Origin of the sequence: Aliarcobacter lanthieri (genome assembly GCF_013201625.1) — a bacterium.
Taxonomy (GTDB): domain Bacteria; phylum Campylobacterota; class Campylobacteria; order Campylobacterales; family Arcobacteraceae; genus Aliarcobacter; species Aliarcobacter lanthieri.
Map to the genome: position 1 here is coordinate 1 of NZ_CP053839.1, position 14587 is coordinate 14587.

The 14587-nt window shown below is 26.1% G+C and carries 14 protein-coding genes and 1 other RNA gene; 6 read left to right on the plus strand and 9 right to left on the minus strand.

The features are described from left to right. The 3 genes from dnaA to gyrB all read left to right on the plus strand — a co-directional run bounded on the left by dnaA (nucleotide 1) and on the right by gyrB (nucleotide 4864). Nucleotides 1–1314, plus strand: a complete 1314-nt coding sequence (gene dnaA, locus ALANTH_RS00005) for a chromosomal replication initiator protein DnaA (RefSeq protein ID WP_026802828.1) — start codon at nucleotides 1–3, stop codon at nucleotides 1312–1314. 152 nt (nucleotides 1315–1466) lie between these two features. Beyond that, entirely contained in the window at nucleotides 1467–2537 is a 1071-nt protein-coding gene (gene dnaN, locus ALANTH_RS00010; RefSeq protein WP_026802829.1) for a DNA polymerase III subunit beta, read from the plus strand. Nucleotides 2538–2548: 11 nt separating this feature from the next. Continuing rightward, complete coding sequence (gene gyrB, locus ALANTH_RS00015; protein ID WP_026807089.1) at nucleotides 2549–4864, plus strand: DNA topoisomerase (ATP-hydrolyzing) subunit B; 2316 nt, start codon at nucleotides 2549–2551, stop codon at nucleotides 4862–4864. A 19-nt stretch (nucleotides 4865–4883) separates the two neighbouring features. Here gyrB and ALANTH_RS00020 read toward each other — a convergent pair whose 3' ends face one another. Further along, nucleotides 4884–5849, minus strand: coding sequence for an NAD(P)-binding domain-containing protein (locus ALANTH_RS00020; RefSeq protein ID WP_026807090.1), 966 nt, complete (start codon nucleotides 5847–5849; stop codon nucleotides 4884–4886). 117 nt (nucleotides 5850–5966) lie between these two features. Here ALANTH_RS00020 and queF point away from each other — a divergent pair, with 117 nt between their 5' ends. Next, complete coding sequence (gene queF, locus ALANTH_RS00025; protein WP_026802832.1) at nucleotides 5967–6344, plus strand: preQ(1) synthase; 378 nt, start codon at nucleotides 5967–5969, stop codon at nucleotides 6342–6344. A gap of 10 nt (nucleotides 6345–6354) precedes the next feature. Continuing rightward, nucleotides 6355–6933: a hypothetical protein gene (locus ALANTH_RS00030; protein ID WP_026807091.1), complete on the plus strand. Its 579-nt coding sequence runs from the start codon at nucleotides 6355–6357 to the stop codon at nucleotides 6931–6933. A gap of 15 nt (nucleotides 6934–6948) precedes the next feature. Here the strand turns inward: ALANTH_RS00030 and ffs are convergent. Then, nucleotides 6949–7045, minus strand: an RNA gene (gene ffs, locus ALANTH_RS00035) — signal recognition particle sRNA small type. 91 nt (nucleotides 7046–7136) lie between these two features. Here ffs and ALANTH_RS00040 point away from each other — a divergent pair. Beyond that, nucleotides 7137–7544, plus strand: a complete 408-nt coding sequence (locus tag ALANTH_RS00040) for a YqaA family protein (protein WP_026807092.1) — start codon at nucleotides 7137–7139, stop codon at nucleotides 7542–7544. Nucleotide 7545: 1 nt separating this feature from the next. On the opposite strand, the gene ALANTH_RS00045 is transcribed toward ALANTH_RS00040, so the two are convergent. Genes ALANTH_RS00045 through ALANTH_RS00075 form a run of 7 tightly spaced genes read right to left on the minus strand, consistent with a single transcriptional unit; the run spans nucleotide 7546 to nucleotide 14579 of the window. Next, nucleotides 7546–8049: a molybdopterin-dependent oxidoreductase gene (locus ALANTH_RS00045; protein ID WP_157833599.1), complete on the minus strand. Its 504-nt coding sequence runs from the start codon at nucleotides 8047–8049 to the stop codon at nucleotides 7546–7548. Continuing rightward, nucleotides 8046–8852, minus strand: a complete 807-nt coding sequence (locus tag ALANTH_RS00050) for a class I SAM-dependent methyltransferase (RefSeq protein WP_026807093.1) — start codon at nucleotides 8850–8852, stop codon at nucleotides 8046–8048. Before ALANTH_RS00050 ends, ALANTH_RS00045 begins: the two co-directional genes overlap by 4 nt. A 9-nt stretch (nucleotides 8853–8861) precedes the next feature. After that, nucleotides 8862–9629 carry an ABC transporter ATP-binding protein gene (locus ALANTH_RS00055; protein ID WP_026807094.1) on the minus strand — a complete coding sequence of 256 codons (768 nt, stop codon included), beginning with the start codon at nucleotides 9627–9629 and terminating at the stop codon, nucleotides 8862–8864. Beyond that, nucleotides 9629–10633: a FecCD family ABC transporter permease gene (locus tag ALANTH_RS00060; RefSeq protein ID WP_026802837.1), complete on the minus strand. Its 1005-nt coding sequence runs from the start codon at nucleotides 10631–10633 to the stop codon at nucleotides 9629–9631. The genes ALANTH_RS00055 and ALANTH_RS00060 overlap by 1 nt, the downstream gene beginning before the upstream one ends. Beyond that, nucleotides 10626–11639, minus strand: a complete 1014-nt coding sequence (locus ALANTH_RS00065; RefSeq protein ID WP_026807095.1) for an ABC transporter substrate-binding protein — start codon at nucleotides 11637–11639, stop codon at nucleotides 10626–10628. The genes ALANTH_RS00060 and ALANTH_RS00065 overlap by 8 nt, the downstream gene beginning before the upstream one ends. Beyond that, nucleotides 11632–12630, minus strand: a complete 999-nt coding sequence (locus ALANTH_RS00070; RefSeq protein ID WP_026807096.1) for an LLM class flavin-dependent oxidoreductase — start codon at nucleotides 12628–12630, stop codon at nucleotides 11632–11634. The genes ALANTH_RS00065 and ALANTH_RS00070 overlap by 8 nt, the downstream gene beginning before the upstream one ends. After that, the gene (locus ALANTH_RS00075) at nucleotides 12630–14579 is read right to left on the minus strand and encodes a TonB-dependent receptor plug domain-containing protein (RefSeq protein ID WP_026807097.1); all 1950 of its coding nucleotides are present in this window, start codon (nucleotides 14577–14579) and stop codon (nucleotides 12630–12632) included. The genes ALANTH_RS00070 and ALANTH_RS00075 overlap by 1 nt, the downstream gene beginning before the upstream one ends. Between the last annotated feature and the right edge of the window lie 8 nt (nucleotides 14580–14587).

A 14587-nucleotide genomic window follows, 5' to 3' on the forward strand; every position in this document is an offset into this window, starting at 1 on the left:
ATGACAAATAAAGAGTTTTTAACAATTATTCAAAAAGAAGCAAGTAAAATTGACTTTGATAGATATTTAAAACAGTTAGTACTTAAAAAAGTATTACCTGAAGAAAACATTGCTACATTTGAAGTAGCAAATAAATATATAGCTTCATGGATAAAAAATAAATATACAAATATTATTCAACATTGCTTTGAAATCTTTGATGGTTCAAAACCAGAAATAGATATAAAAATTGTTGGTGAAAAAAAGACAAAAAAAGATATTCAAAATCTTCAAATTCAAAACCAAACTCCTGAAAGTACTATACTAAATCCATCTTATACATTTGATTCTTTTGTTGTAGGTCCATCAAATCAAATGGCTTATAATGCTTCTTTAGCTGTTGCTAAGAAACCAGGTATTCAGTATAATCCACTTTTTATTTATGGTGGAACAGGTTTAGGAAAAACACATATTTTACAAGCTATTGGAAATCATGCTTTAGAAAATGATAAAACAGTTATTTATGTAACAATAGAACAATTTATGAATGATTTTACCTTTTCAATAAAAAATAAAAATATGGAACATTTTAGAGAAAAATATCGAAATTGTGATGTTTTACTTATAGATGATATTCAATTTTTAAGTGGAAAAGAACAAACTCAAGAAGAATTTTTTCACACTTTCAATGAACTACACAATGCAAAAAAACAAATAGTTATGACAAGTGATAGACTTCCATCTCAAATTGCAGGTCTTGTAGATAGATTAAAATCAAGATTTGAGTGGGGATTAACAACAGATATACAAATTCCAAGACTTGAAACAAAAATTGCAATTATTGAAAAAAAATCTGAACTAAATGGAATAAACCTTAGCCGTGAGATAATTACATTTATAGCTACAACTTTAGATAGTTCTATTAGAGAAATAGAAGGTGTTTTAATACGTATAAATGCAAGTGCATCTTTACTTAATCAAGAAATAAACCTTGCAATGGTTCAAAATCTTTTAAAAGATCAAATAAAAGAAAATAAAGAAAATATAAAACTTCCTGATATTATAAATATTGTTGCAAATGAATTAAATATTAAACCAAGCGATATAAAATCTAAAAAAAGAACAACATCAGTTGCAAATGCAAGAAGAGTTGTAATTTATTTAGCAAGAGAATTAACACATAATTCAATGCCAGATATTGCAAAATTTTTAGAAATGAAAGATCATAGTTCAATTTCGCATAATATTAAAAAAACAAATGAATTAATGCAAAAAGATGAAAATTTTAAGCTAATAATTCAGAATTTAAAAAATAAATTAATAAATAAGGAGTAAAAGTTTTAAAGTAAAGTGTGAAAAGATGTGAATATATATTAAGATTTACTCACTATCTCAAATATCGATTTTATAGAGTCTAATCTGATATTTTCATCTTTTCACATATACTACTACTTTTACTAAAATTAAATAAAAAAATAGGAGAAAAAATGAAGTTGGTAATAAACAAATCCGCTTTTGAAAATGTTGTAAGTTCAATGCAACCATTTCTAGAAAAAAAAGATTCTAGTGCAATAACATCACATATATATTTAGAAACACAAAATAGCAATTTGATAATAAAAGCAACTGATTATGAAATAGGTTTAGAAACTACAATAGAAAATGTAACTGAAGCTATAGATGGAAAAACAACAGTAAATGGTTCTAATTTATTAGGAATTATAAAAAGATTAAAAAATGAAGATATTTTATTAGAAAAATCTTCAAATAATTTAGTTATAAAACAAGGTAAATCAACTTTTAAACTTCCAACATATGATGCAAATGAATTTCCAACTATAAATAAATATGAAAATTTAAAAGATTTGTCTATTACAACTATAAATTTCATAAATGCTATTAAAAAAATATCTCCAGCAATAGATAATAATAATCCTAAATTTGAACTAAATGGAGCATTATTAGATATAAAAAGTCAAAAAATAAATTTTGTATCAACAGATACTAGAAGACTTGCTTTATCATACTTAGAAAATATGGCAAATGAAGAAGCACAATTAATTATTCCTAAAAAAGCTATTATTGAAATACAAAAACTATTTTTAGATAATGCAAAAATCTCTTATGATAATACAAATTTAGTAATTGCAAATGAAAATACAAAATTTTTCACAAAACTTATAAATGGAAAATTTCCAGATTATGAAAGAATTATTCCTCAAACTTTAAAAAATACTTTATATATTCCAAAAAATATATTTGTAGAGTCTATAAAACTTGTAACTTCACTATTTTCAAATATTAAAATTACATTTAAACAGAACTCAATTATCTTTGAGTCTTTAGATGAGGATAGTGTTGCAAATACTCAAGTTGATATAGAGCTAAATATTCCAAATGATTTTTATTTAGCTGTTAATGCAAAGTATTTACTTGATTTTTTAAGTATGACAAATAGTGAAAAAATTAAAATTGGATTTAATGAATCAAATTTACCATTTTACTTAGAAGATAATAAATTCATTACAGTTGTAATGCCAATAGTTTTAGAAAAATAAAAGGAAAGATAATGTCAGAATATGGTGCTAGTAATATTAAAGTTTTAAAAGGTCTTGAAGCTGTTAGAAAAAGACCCGGTATGTATATTGGAGACACAAATGTAAATGGTCTTCATCACTTAATATATGAAGTTGTTGATAACTCTATTGATGAAGCTATGGCGGGATTTTGTAGAAATATAAAAATTACTCTTACGAAAGATGGTTGGGCAAGAATAGAAGATGATGGGAGAGGTATTCCAACTGCAATTCACCCAACAGAAGGAATTAGTGCTGCAACTGTTGCTTTAACTGTACTTCATGCTGGTGGAAAATTTGATAAAGATACATACAAAGTTTCTGGTGGACTTCACGGAGTTGGGGTTTCAGTTGTAAATGCTCTATCAAAACATCTTAAAATGACAATTTATAGAGAAGGAAAAATTCACTATCAAGAATTTAGAGAAGGAATTCCTCAAGGAACATTAGAAATAATTGGAGATAGTCCAAGAAAAACCGGAACAGTTATTGAATTTTTAGTTGATGATACTATATTTGAAGTTACAAAATATGAATTTAATATATTAAAAAAGAGATTTAAAGAAGTTGCTTACTTAAATCCAATAATATCTATTACACTTGAAGATGAAGCTGCAAAATTAAAAGAAGTTTATCATTTTGAAGGTGGAATAAGACAATTTGTTGAAGATATGAATAAAGAAACAGCTTTATGTGAAGTTGTAGCTTTTAGTGATAAAGTTGATGGTGTAGAAGTTGATATTGCTTTAATGTATAACGACACATATATTGAAAAAACTCTATCTTTTGTAAATAATATTAGAACTATTGATGGTGGAACACATGAAGCTGGATTTAAAGCAGGACTTACAAGAAGTATTTCAAAATACTTAAGTGAAAATGCAGCAGCAAGAGAGAAAGATACAAAAATTACTGGAGATGATGTAAGAGAAGGACTTATAGCAGTTGTTTCTGTAAAAGTTCCAGAACCACAATTTGAAGGGCAAACAAAAGGAAAATTAGGTAGTTCTTATGTAAGACCTATTGCTCAAAAATTAACTGGTGATAATTTAGATAAATATTTTGAAGAAAATCCAGTTCATGCAAAAGCTATAATGGAAAAAGCATTGATGGCAGCAAGAGGAAGAGAAGCTGCTAAAAAGGCAAGAGAATTAACTAGAAAAAAAGATTCTATGAGTGTTGGAACACTTCCTGGAAAACTTGCAGATTGTCAAAGTAAAGATCCAGCTATAAAAGAACTTTACTTAGTTGAGGGAGATTCTGCTGGAGGTTCAGCAAAACAAGGAAGAGATAGAGTTTATCAAGCTATTTTACCGTTAAAAGGAAAAATTTTAAATGTTGAAAAATCAAGACTTGATAAAATTTTAAAATCAGATGAAATTAGAAATATAATTACAGCTTTAGGTTGTGGAATTGGTGAAGATTTTGATGAAGAAAAAATCAGATACCATAAAATAATTATTATGACAGATGCCGATGTTGATGGTAGCCATATTCAAACTTTACTTTTAACATTCTTCTTTAGATTTTTAAGACCAATAGTTGAAAAAGGGTATCTATATATTGCTCAACCACCACTTTATAGATATAAAAAAGGTAAAAATGAGATTTATTTAAAAGATAATGGAGCTTTATCTTCATATTTAATTGAGAATGGTTTAGAATCATTTGAATTTGAAGGAATGGGATACAATGATTTACTTGATTTATTTAAACAAGTAGCAAGATATAGAGCTATGCTTGAACAACTTGCAAAAAGATATTCTTTGATTGAAGTTTTAAAACATTTAATTGAAAATAGTGATTTAGTAAATTTAGAATATAGTTTATTATATGAAAAAGTAAAAGAGTTCTTAGAAGTAAGAGGGTATAACATACTTTCTAAAACGGTTTTAGATGATAGAATTCAACTTTTTGTTCAAACAAATGAAGGATTAGAAGAACTTATAATAGATGATGAACTTTTTGCATCTCCATACTTTAGTGAATCTACATTTATCTACACTAAATTAAAAGATAGAGATTTAACACTTTTTGATGGACGTGATTTAATAGAACTTCTTGAAGAGATAGAAGCTTTAGCCAAAAAAGGTGCATATATTCAAAGATATAAAGGTCTTGGAGAGATGAATCCAGAACAGCTTTGGGAAACTACTATGACTCCTGAAAATAGAAGACTTTTAAGAGTAAAAATAGAAGATGCAGAAGCTGCTAGTGATACATTCACTTTATTTATGGGTGATGAAGTAGAACCAAGAAGAAACTATATAGAATCTCACGCAAAAGATGTAGAACATCTTGATGTATAATTTGTAGGGTATTTAAGCCCTACAAATTATATTTTGAAATATAATCTATTATATTAAAACCATGATTTAAAGCAATAGCTATCGAGCCTTCGTTATGTGCTGCTAAATCTCCAGCTAAAAATAGACCTTTTACATTTGTTTCAAAATTTTCGTCAAAAATAGCTTTATGATATTCATCAAAGTTTACTCCACTATATTTTAAAAAGTCAGTTGGAGTTGTACCACCTATAGCATAAATAAGTCTATCAAAAACAATATTTTCACCATTACTAAAGTTTACTAAAACTTTTGTTTTAGACTCTTCTAAACTTAGAATATCACATCCTAATTTTATATTTAAACCTTTTGTTCTTTCATATTCTTTTAATATATTTTCATTTGTTTCATTTAATCTTGTAAATTTATTTTGTCTATAAGCTAAAGTTACAATGTTTTTATCATCAACAAGGCTATAGGCATACTCAGCTGCACTATTTCCACCACCAATAACTAAAATATTTTCGTTTTGTGTACAGGAATCAAGGTTAAAATTTACTATCTTTTGTATCTCTAAAGGTATTTTATAATCAGGTTTATTTGGTTTTCCCATTTTTCCAATAGATATAATTACATTTTTTGCTAAATATTTTTGTGTTTTTGAATAAACTTCAAATATATTTTCGCTATTTTTTATTACTTTTTCTACTTCATTATTATACAAAGGATTTATATTGTATTTTTTTAAAAGATTTTCAAAGTAATTTAGCGTTTCGTCTTTTGTTGTATCAAAAAAATCTATATTTCCAATAATATCAACAATATGGTTTTTCCAATTTCTATCTACTCTTTTACCATCTTTATAAAATTTTCTTACAGTATCAAAAAAGTTATCACTTTTTTCTAAAATTAAAATATTATCAATATTTTTTATTTTTGCTTCAATCGCACAGCTAACACCTGCTACTCCTGCTCCAATTATTAAAATATCAAATATTTGTGAGTTCATAATTTAATCCTATAATAAATATACCAATATTTTATACTTGATTTATATAAATTAGCTTTATAAGAGATATTTGGATAAAATATTTGATAATTATTTGAAAAAAGGTTACTAATGGAAATAAAATATGGTGAAAAAGAGATTTTAGAGTTTGATATAAATAATACTGAGAATTTTTGGCCAAATGAACATAATAAAAATTATACAATAGATATTGAGTTACCAGAATTTATGGCAAAATGTCCAAGAAGTGGTTACCCAGATTTTGCAACTATAAAAATACAATATATCCCAAATAAAAAAGTTATTGAATTAAAAGCTTTAAAAATTTATATAAATTCGTTTATGAATAGATATATTTCTCATGAAAATTCAGCAAATGAGATTTTTGATACACTTTTTTCTAAACTAGAACCAAAATGGCTTAAAGTTATAGCAGATTTTAAACCAAGAGGTAATGTTCATACAGTTATTGAAATAGATAGTTCTAAAGTATAAGAGAAATGCCTTGGAAAGATTGGTTAGTACAACTGAAGCAGCAGAAATTTTAGGATTATCTTTACAAGGCATTCACTACCGTATTAAAAAAAATCAATTAAGATCAATAAAACAAGATGGAAAAACATTTGTATATATAAATGAAAATTTAATACAAAATAATATTTTACAAAATACTCAAGAAAATTCTAATTTTGATAAATTAATAGAAGCTAAAGATGAACAAATAACTATTTTAAAAAAGTCTATAAAATGGATGAGAAATCAATATGTTTCTGAAATAGAAAGATTAGAAAAAAATCAAAAAAGAATAATAGAAGTTTTTAATAGTGAAATAAAGCTTTTACAAAGTGCTTTTAATGAAATGAGAGCTATATATAAACCACAGATTGAAAAAAAAGTTGATAATAAAAGTGAGTTTATAACAATAAAAGAGTTCTTTGCTATTTTAAAAAGAGCAAATAAAACAGAAGTTGAAATAAAAAATATTATATTTAAGGCTATACAAAATAAAGATGAAAGATTCATTTATAACAAAAATGATAAAAAACTTTTGATTTTAAATGATAATTTTGAAGATTTGATTTAGAAGTACAAAAAGTACTCCTTTCCAGATACCCAAACACAACACTAAAAAAGGTGCCTTGCTATATTCCTATCCTGGGGCGTTGTCTTTAATAACACTTGAAAGGGTCTAAAAAGGAGCATTCAAAACACTTTTATGTTCTCAATGCTACTTTTAAGAGTGTGAATTCTAGCTAATATATCTTTAATATATAATAAAAGAGAATAATGACATATTTAATACTATTTTTTTCAGCATTTTTGTCTGCAACTTTGCTTCCACTTGGAAGTGAAGCTTTACTAATTTATAATATTTTAGAAGGATATAATCTTTTTTTACTTTTGTTCTTTGCTACTTTAGGAAATAGTTTAGGTTCAGTTTTAAACTACTATTTGGGTTTAAAAGGTGAGGAGTATCTAGTAAAGAAAAAGTTTGTAAATGAAAAATATATAAATCTTAGTAAAAAATATTTTGATAAATATGGAGTAATTTGTATACTTTTTGCATGGTTACCAATCATAGGTGATCCCATTACTTTTGTAGCTGGAATTTTAAGATATAACTTTAAACTCTTTTTAGCTTTAGTAGTAATATCAAAGCTAGGAAGATACCTATTTATAGCTTTGATGGTTTAATTTAGATTTTACCAACAATTATTTTCTCAAGCCATTTTATATGTCTTGGGCCATTTCTTATATCATCAATACTTATTAGTGCGATTTTGCCTTGATAATCTTTAAGATATTCGCCATTTTTCTTATAAAAAACTATTATATTATCTCCTAGTTTTGTATTAAAAACTTCATTATATGAGAAAATTGCATCATAGCCATCACTTGCAATAACTTTAATATATATTTTATTAAAATCTTTTTTGCTAGTTATATCAACAACAGCTTTATCTAAAATATCTTTTAGCAAAACACCTTCATAGTTTTCTACATTGTCTTTTGTTTCTCCACTCATACAAATAACAGGAGTTGAACCACTTTTAAAATAACTCATTTTTTCAAGCTCTTCTACATTTAATGATAGTTTATTTAAAACTAAACCAGAAACTTCAACGCTTAATGATACTTTGTAATTTTCATTTGCAAATAGCGATAACGAAACTAGTAAAACTAAAAATATTTTTTTCATACTTCTTTCTCCCATGAAATAAATGCCCAAGTTATAGACTCTTTTATTTTCTTATTTTTATATGTAGTATTAAAATATTCTCTTAGGATTTTTTCCTCTTTTTTTGACATATTACCTAAACTCCATTTTAAACTTTGAATAAATTCATCTTCATTTTGTGTATCAAATTTTGAAGAGTTTGTTTTAATAAAATCAACTTTTGCAAAAATTCCCATACTATGTAAAGTATTTAGTAAATATATATAATCTGGTCTTGGAATAATATCTCTTTTGATTTGCTCTAGTATCTCTTTATCTATAAAACTTCCACCCACTTTTGTAGTAATATAAACTCTTTTATTTGCTTTTCCATTTAGCTTTTGTAAAGCTTTTTTTATATCTTTTACTTCCATTGATCTACTTGCAACTACTATATCAGTATTTGGTACATCTTCCCAATTATCATACCAAGATTTATGAATTGTTGTAAGATTTTCTATATTTCTCTCTTTTGCATTTTCATTTGCATAGTTTAGCATCTCTGGTGAATAATCAAGAGCATAAACATTTTTTAGCTTTTTTGCAAGAGCCAAAGAGATGGTTGCTGGTCCACTTCCAACATCAAGTAATGTTTCACAATCGCTTGTATCAACTTTACCTATAAACTCTTTTGTATAAGGACTATTTACAACATTCTGACTAAAATATTTTGCTTTTTTATCCCAGTCACCACTACTTTTACTTTTAAAAGTAGATTTTTTCATCTGTTTTTTATATAATTTTGAAAAATCCAATTCATCTAAATTTGTTTTTACAAGTGCCATTTATTCTCCTTAAATTTTTGGTATACAGAATTTGTAACCATTAGCTCTTTTAATTATTTCAACATTTACATCATAAAGTTGGTTTATATTCTCAACTGTAAGTTTATCATCAACTAGCCCATAATCTAAAACTATTCCATCTTTTAACATCATAACTTTATTTGAAGCATATAAAGCATGATCTGGATAGTGAGTAGTTTTTACAAAAGTATATCCCTCCTTTGATAACTCTTTTAAAAACTTCAAAAGTTTTAATTGGTTTCCATAATCTAATCCAGTTACAGGTTCGTCCATAAATATGATTTTTGCATTTTGTGTTAAGGCACGAGCAATAAATGCTAACTGTCTTTCTCCTCCACTAATTTGTGAATAGATTTTATCTTTTAAGTGTAAAATGCCAACTTTTTCTAAGTTTTTTATAGTTATTTCAATATCATTTTTTGAATAGTTTGAAAATAGATTAGTATAAGCCAATCTTCCCATTAAAACTACATCAAAAACTGTATAATCAAAAGGTATTTGATGTGTTTGTGGAACATAAGATATAAGTTTTGCTAACTCTTTATTTTTGTACTCATTTATATTTTTTGATAATATTTTTATATTTCCAGAACTTTTATAAATTCCTAAAAGTATTTTTAATAAAGTTGTTTTACCACAACCATTCTTTCCTATAAGAGATAAAATATCTCCTTGATGAAGTTCAAAATTTATATTATTTAACACTTCTTTATTTTGATATGAAAAAGATATATTTTTTGCATCAATTAATAGCATTAAAACCCTTTTTTTGCATTTTTCAAAACTAATATAAATATTGGTATTCCAATAATTGATGTAACTATACCTATTGGAATTTCAAAGCTAAAAATTATTCTTGAGGTATTATCAACAATAAGTAAGAAAATAGCTCCTACTATAGCACTTAATGGAAGAACTATTTTATTGTCTGCTCCAAATAAAAATCTTACAATATGTGGAATTATAAGTCCAATCCAACCAATAATTCCTGCTAGTATAACACTCAATGCACTTATAAAAGTAGCCACTAAAATAACAACAATTTTAATCTTTTTTGTATCAACCCCTAAAGCTTTTGCTTCTTCATCTCCAAGACTTAAGGCATTTAGATATTTTGATAGAAAAATTAAAATAAATACTCCTAAAAGCATAGGAATAGTTAAATTCCAAATTATACTAGAAGTACTAAAAGATAAACTTCCCATTAGCCAATAAGTAATCGCAGGAAGAGTATCATAAGGATCAGCACTATATTTTAATATTGAAAGAAGAGCAGAGAATAAAGAACTACTTATAATTCCACCAAGAACTAAAATAATCATATTTTTTGCACTTGAATAAATATAAGATATAAAAAGTGCAAAAATTACTGCTAAAAAACCAAAGATAAAGGTTGAAATATTTATAAAAAACCAAGACCAACCTAAAACCATTCCTAAAGCTGCTCCAAAAGAAGCACCACTTAAAACTCCCAAAATTCCAGGAGAAACAAGTGGATTTACAAACATAGCTTGAAAAGAAGCTCCTGAAATTGCGAGTGAAGCACCAATCATTGCTGCAGCTATAATTCGTGGTAATCTAATATCAAAGATAATACTTTTTAATAAGTCATATTGCTCTTTTGATAGATTTGATTCAAAACCAAATAGTGCTTTTAGAAAATTTAAATAGTTATCAAATGAAATTTCATAGTTGCCAATAAATAGAGAACTATTTATCAAAACCACTAAAGCAATAATCAAAAATAGATATTTATTCAATATCTTTTCCCATAATATGATTTAATTCAATATCGCTTAACTCTAAACCTAAAAATAGTGAATAAAACTCTTTTGCATCTTTATTTATATCAATTTGATAAATATCATTATGTAAGATATGAAGTAACCACTTAAGACCTAATATTTTCATAAAAGATGGTGGTCTATCAAACCAAGAAAATGGTCCTTTTGGTAAAAAATATACCCTTTTGTTTTTTACGGCATCTATAAATTGCCATTTTGGATCATTGTAAATCTTTTTATAAAACTCTTTTTCATAAACTAATATAACTTCTGGATTGTATGATAAAATTTTTTCAAAATTTATAGCTTGTTTTCCATAAGTGTTTAAATTTTGACATTTATGTACATTTTCTCCACCTGCATATGATATAAGTTCAGATCTTACAGAACTATCACATTCTGTTTCAAGTCCATTGTTTCCTTGTGCATAATATACTTTTGGTTTTTTTATAACTTTTGTTGATACTTCTTTTGCTTCATTTAAAACTTTATTTGCATAATCTTCTAACTCTTTTGCTCTTTTTTCATTAGATGTTAATTTTCCTAAATATGAAAATGAGTTTATAATATCTTCTAAAGATGAAGATTTTATGTAGAAAAATGGAATATTAATATTTCCTAAACTGTCTCTTACTTTCTTTTCATTTTGACCTTTTGAAATCTCAGAAAGTAATATTACATCAGGATTTATCTTTAAAATCATCTCACTATTTGGGGTATTCCCTTTTCCAAACCAACCCCCAATAATAGGAAGATTTTTTATGCTTTCATCAATATATCTTGCTTCTATATCATTAAAAGGAAAATTTAATCCAGCAATCTTACTTTTATCAATAGCATAAAGTGAATATAAAATTATAGGTGATGAAGCATAAATTTTATCTACTTTTTTTATCTCTATATTTTGTTCAAACATATCTTTATATGTACTTGCATTTGTATAGAAAAATAAAGATAAAATTAAAAAAACTATTTTAAACATATGGTTTTACCTCTTTTATATATAAATTTAAAACTTCTTTTGCTCTTTTTGTAGAAGTTGTGAGTGGTTTTAGAAGTATTGCTTCTATATCAAACTCATTTTTTAAAGCTTTTATTTGCTCAATACAATCTTTTGGAGTTCCGTAAATAGAGTTTTCTAAAATTCTATTTTTACAAAAAAGTTTATTTCTAATATCAATATACTCAGATGTTAGAAGTTTTACCAAAGTTGGATTTGTATCTTTTGAAAGTCTCATAGAATTTATAAATATATCAGCACTTTTTTTTGTTTCTTCTTCTATTTCTTCTTTATCAAAACCAATATTTATACCTCTTGCTACTCTAAATGATAGCTTTTTGTTTGGGTTAAAATTTTGGAAATTTGAAAAAATTTCTCTCATTTTTTCTTTACTTAAAGCTAAACTCCCAATAAGTCCAAAATCATCTTTCGCACACTTTTCTATAGCTTCAATAGATTCTGAAGCCAAGAAAGTCGTAAATTTATATTTAATTTTTGGTCGAATTGATATATCTTCACAAGAAAAGAATTTACCTTTGAAGCTTACTTGCTCTTCAAGTAAAAGCTTATGTATAAGTTCATTAGCTTCAAACATAACTTCTCTATTTGTATGACCATCTGCATTAAAAGTTTTATCATATATAGCAAATGCACCTTTTGCAATACCATATAAGAATCTATTATCATCAAAAGCTTTTATAGTAGCAATATCTTCTGCTAGTTTTATAGGGTTATAGTATGGAAGTAAAATTCCAGCTGTTCCTATTTTTATATTTTTTGTTTTACCTAATAGATATGATGCTGTTTGAATAGGAGATGGAGTTACACTAAAGTTATTAAAATGGTGTTCTGTTAGCCAAGCTTCATCAATACCCAAACTTTCAGCATAACAAACCAAATCAATTTGGTCTGTTATAGCTTTTTGGTAATCATTTTCCCAATTCTCAAAAAGTGCAAAAAGTGCAGTTTTCATTAGAATTTATATGTTAAATTTGAGTATATAACTCTTCCAGCTTCTGGATAACCATATGTATATTCGTAGTTTTTATCAAATATATTTGAAGCTCCTACATCAAGAGTCAATCCTTTTACAAGTTCATAAGCAATTTTTGCATTCCAAATAGCTGCACCACTTATATCTTTATTCCTATCATTTGAATCTGTATGTCTACTTGAAGAGTATTGCATATTTACATTTGTTGTTAAACCTTTTATTGGTCTATATGTTACACCTAAAGCAATTTTATGTTTTGGTGCATCAGTTATATCTTGTTTTTTATCTTTATCTTCTGCTAAAAGTCTTGTATAATTTGCATCAAAATCTAAAGTTTCATCAAATGAATAGAAATATTCTAATTCATAACCCATATGTTTAACTTTACCAATATTTTTATTTTGAGAAATATCATTTACTTCATCTATAAGCTCATCTTGTATAAAATCTTTTACATCAGAGTAGAATAATACAGATTTTATACCTTGATTTTCAAAAATCTTATTTGCTCCTATTTCATAATTGATAGTTTTTTCAGGTTTTAATTCTGGATTTGGGATATAACTACCAAATTTATAAGAGTATCTTTCTTTTAGACTAGCAAATCTTGTTTTTTTAGCAACTCCTGCATAAAGTCCAAAAGTTTCATCTATATCATACTCAACTTTAATCATAGGATTGAACGAATCAGAATTAGTATGTTCAAACTCTCTACTATAGTTCGCATCAGGCTTTTTATTGTTTGCTTCTTTCACTTTATCTTTATCATAACTAATTCCAGCAATTACTCTAAAATCATCAGTAATTCTGAAAGTATCTTCTAATCCGATTGATAAATAATCTATTTTCTTAACATAAGTTTTTCCACTATCATTGTCTTTTTGTTTATCTTGTTTTGCATGGAAAGCTAATTTCAAACTATTTCTTTGTGTATCATATTGACCTAATTCTAAAGACACTCCTCTTGTTGTTGCATCATAAGGTGTTGGATCAAATTTTTGTTTATTGAATTTCTCATCAGTAAAGAAAAGCATATTGTCTTCATATTTATCATAAAATACTCTACTTTTTAAATATCCTAAATCAAAATTTGTATTTGAAAGAAAATAAAAACTCTCTTTATCTGAATAGTCCCATTGTCTAAAAGGATTACCTTTTTTACCATCAGTATAAACATTAAGAGGCATTCCTTTATTTGTTTTCTGATTTATATAGTTAAATGCATACTCATCTGTATCATTTGGAGTATATCCCACTTTAAGATTTATACTTTTATCCTCTTTATATGAATTTGATCTTTTATCATTGTCTTGATATTTTGTTGATTTAAAATCACTTGACATTGGATAGTTATCTTTATCCATATATGAACCACTTGCTTGGATATAGTATTTACCTTGATTTGTTCCTAAATTTATGTATCCTTTTTTACCATCTCCACTGAATGCTCCAGCTGATATTGTACCTTCAAACTCTTTTGTTGGTTTTTTTGTAACTAAGTTAATTGCACCAGCAAACGTATTTACTCCTAAAAGTGTAGAAGTTAAACCCTTACTTACTTGAATCTTTTCTAAATTAAATGTTGTATAATTTGATAAATCTACATAACCTTCACTTGGAACATTTATTGCAATACCATCTATAAATATAGGTGCATGTCTTGCACTAAAACCTCTAATAGATATTGTTTGTTCACCTCTTGCTCCATACCCATATATATTTATACCGCTAATAGTATTTAATGCATCAACTACTGTATTCTTTTCTTGAAGTTGCATATCTTCACTAGAAATTTGATTACTCTTAAATTTACTATCAGAATTATCTCCTGCGATTATATTTACCTCACCTAAATACGTTGTCTCACTAGCTAATAGTGTACACGAAAAAAGTGTTGTTGCTAAAACAAAACTCAATTTTTTTGTCATTTTTTTTC